The 2352-nt window shown below is 60.2% G+C and carries 3 protein-coding genes and 2 pseudogenes; 1 reads left to right on the top strand and 4 read right to left on the bottom strand.

Annotation, left to right across the window (positions count from 1 at the left end; genetic code table 11):
* Nucleotides 1–202, top strand: a 202-nt coding sequence (locus JSE7799_RS19825; protein ID WP_186201909.1) for a transposase, incomplete at its 5' end; no start/stop codon positions are given.
* Nucleotides 203–258: 56 nt separating this feature from the next.
* On the opposite strand, the pseudogene istB reads toward JSE7799_RS19825, so the two are convergent.
* The 4 genes and pseudogenes from istB to JSE7799_RS19815 all read right to left on the bottom strand — a co-directional run.
* Nucleotides 259–923: pseudogene (gene istB, locus JSE7799_RS10905) on the bottom strand (IS21-like element helper ATPase IstB); the annotation flags it as partial.
* Between the two features lie 163 nt (nt 924–1086).
* A pseudogene (locus tag JSE7799_RS19820) lies at nt 1087–1260 on the bottom strand (IS21 family transposase); the annotation flags it as partial.
* Nucleotides 1261–1503: 243 nt separating this feature from the next.
* Nucleotides 1504–2001, bottom strand: coding sequence for an IS1634 family transposase (locus JSE7799_RS10900; protein ID WP_370736656.1), 498 nt, complete (start codon nt 1999–2001; stop codon nt 1504–1506).
* A 235-nt stretch (nt 2002–2236) separates the two neighbouring features.
* A partial coding sequence (locus tag JSE7799_RS19815) for a transposase domain-containing protein (protein WP_083480479.1) occupies nt 2237–2352 on the bottom strand: 116 nt, incomplete at its 5' end.

Genomic DNA, 2352 nt, shown 5'->3' with positions numbered 1-2352 from the left:
GCACCATCGCCGCCGGCTGCGCACTTCAAACCCGATGGAGCGATCCGTCCAGCAGGAGCTCAAGCGGCGCACCGTAAAGGTCAGGGTCTTTCCCAGCGACGACGCTCTGCTGCGACTGGTCAGCGCCGTCCTCGTAGAGATCGACGAGAAATGGGCCTCCGAGACCAAGGCCTACATCAAATGGGAATGCCAGGATGCATGACCCGCTCTCAGCAGAATTTCCAGACCGCAGGTTGCTCTATCGTTATGTTTGCAACTTTATGCTGGGGTCAATGGTGCTGTCTCCTTCCGTTTCTTCTTCGCTGTCTCGGAGCTTGCCTTGAAGCGGTAGCTGTCGTTGCCGGTCTCCAAGATATGGCAGCGATGGGTGAGGCGATCGAGCAAGGCTGTGGTCATCTTGGCATCACCGAAGACGCTCGCCCACTCGCTGAAGCTCAGGTTGGTGGTGATGACGACGCTGGTGCGCTCGTAGAGCTTGCTCAATAGGTGGAACAGCAGCGCGCCGCCCGAGGCGCTGAACGGCAGGTATCCCAGCTCGTCGAGGATCACCAATTCGGTCTTCACCAGCGCCTCGGCAATCTTGCCGGCCTTTCCCTGGGCCTTCTCCTGTTCCAGCGCATTCACCAGCTCGACGGGGTCGAGAAGAAGCGCACGCGTTTGCGGTGATGCTCGATGGCCTGGACGCCGATGGCGGTCGCGACATGACTTTTCCCCGTGCCGCGTCCGCCGATCAGCACGACATTCTCGGCCGCATCCATGAACTCGCACCGATGGAGTTGACGCACGAGGGCTTCGTTGATCTCGCTGGCGGCGAAGTCGAAGCCGAACAGGTCCTTGTAGGCCGGGAAGCGCGCGGCCTTCATGTGATAGGAGATGGAGCGCACCTCGCGTTCAGCCATTTCAGCCTTGAGCAACTGCGACAGCATCGGCATCCAATCGTCGGGAAAACAGTCCCCCGGACTGTTTTCTGATCCTCCTCATACCTCGAACGCTGGGGCACCTTGTTCCATGAGATCATGCACGGCCTGCGCCATGCCCGGCATTTTGAGGCTGCGCAGCATGATGACGATGGCGGCTCCGGCGGGATCATGACGCATGACGTGTTCCTCCCCGCAGTCCGTCGTAGCGTGCGACATTGGCCTCAGGTTCCTTCGTCAGAACGAGACTTGAAGGGGGCGTCACATCGAGCCGGTCGGTCGGTGTGCCATCCACCAGCCTGTGGAGCAGGTTCAGCACATGGGTCTTGGTCGGCACGCCCGATAGAGCAACCTGCGGTCTGGAAATTCTGCTGAGAGCGGGTCATGCATCCTGGCATTCCCATTTGATGTAGGCCTTGGTCTCGGAGGCCCATTTCTCGTCGATCTCTACGAGGACGGCGCTGACCAGTCGCAGCAGAGCGTCGTCGCTGGGAAAGACCCTGACCTCCCAAGTTCAACAGCAAAACCGCTAAGTAATTGAGATCATTATGGCCGGAGAGCCAAAAATGTAACTACGGAGCGGTGATCAGGCGGGTTTCGGCAGGTTCAGGGTGTCGAAGAGCTCCAGTTGTTCAGGTGTCGTGGTCGAGAGGCCATCCACGGTGTGCTCCGCGATCTTCGCCCTGTGACGCTGGATGCGGGCGAGGATATCGAGAGCAATGCGCGGGCTGGCGCTGTGTCCCTTGGCTTTCAGGCGCATTCGCATGACGCGGTAGAGCACGAGGGCGAGGAAGCAGATCAGCGCATGAGCCCTGATCCGGTCCGGCAGCCGATGGTGGACCGGCGCGATCTCGATGTCGCTCTTGAGAACCCTGAAGCCGCGCTCGATGTCGGCCAGCGCCTTGTAGCGGGAAACGGCTTCTGCCGGCGCGAGATCGGGGGCGTTGGTGATCAGCGCGAGCTTGCCGTCGAACAGTTCCGCATCTGCGACCGCCTCCTCGTTCACGGGAGTTATGCCCGAAAGTTGGTGATGGCCTGAAGTAGGCGGCATATCATGGCGGTGTTCACGCGCCGTCAGTCTCAAAAGAGAAAGGATATGCCACCATGGCCAAATCTACCGTTGTCCCGTTCGAACTGCCATCGGAATTTTCTGCGGATCCGTTGACCGAGGTAATCCAAGCTGGGGCCAAGGAGCTTCGTAAGCGCCGTCTCGGCCCCATTGGGTTTTCGCTTGCGGTCGGGATCGCTCGGCGTATCCGGCTGCCGCTTTCGCCCTTGTGCGCGCTCAGAGTGAGCTCACTGAGGACTCCCGGATGAGCTCATTGTGAGGGGTGGGACGCCTCGGCGTAAGCCCATGGCATCAACGCGTCGATGTCCTTGTCGAGATGGCCGTTGGCGAGCTTGGTGAAGAGATCGCGTAGGTAGGCATAGGGCT

Origin of the sequence: Jannaschia seosinensis, from assembly GCF_001408515.1 — a bacterium.
GTDB classification, from domain to species: domain Bacteria; phylum Pseudomonadota; class Alphaproteobacteria; order Rhodobacterales; family Rhodobacteraceae; genus Jannaschia; species Jannaschia seosinensis.
This window is presented reverse-complemented; position numbering and strand designations above follow the sequence as displayed.